General features: G+C 64.7%; 1 protein-coding gene. It reads left to right on the top strand.

What is annotated here, in order from left to right; translation table 11 throughout:
• Window positions 1-382: L-serine ammonia-lyase, iron-sulfur-dependent, subunit alpha (locus FDW84_RS19025; RefSeq protein ID WP_205754771.1), on the top strand; the 382-nt coding region annotated here is incomplete at both ends.

A 382-nucleotide genomic window follows, 5' to 3' on the forward strand; every position in this document is an offset into this window, starting at 1 on the left:
TTTTTCGGTGGGTGGCGGGTTCATTGTCCGGGAGGGTGAGGAGGACGCCGCGCAGCTGGAGCTCGAGGAGTCGAAGAAGGAATTGCCGCTGCCGTTCCGGACCGCTGCGGAGTTGTTGGAGCACTGCCGGGAGACTGGGTTGGGGATCAGTGACGTGATGCGGATTAATGAGGAGGACAGCCGCGCCCCGGAGGAGATCCGGGCGGGGCTGCTGCACATCTGGTCGGTGATGGAGGACTGTGTCCGGACGTCCCTGAGGCGTGAAGGGGTTTTGCCGGGCGGGTTGAAGGTCCGGCGCCGTGCCCCTGACTGGTATGAGCGGTTGAAGAAGGAAAGCTCACGTCCGGATGCGGAGGGCCAGGACGGTGGGGGTGCGGACTTT

It is taken from the genome of Pseudarthrobacter sp. NamE5, assembly GCF_005796225.1.
In the GTDB taxonomy this organism is placed as follows: domain Bacteria; phylum Actinomycetota; class Actinomycetes; order Actinomycetales; family Micrococcaceae; genus Arthrobacter.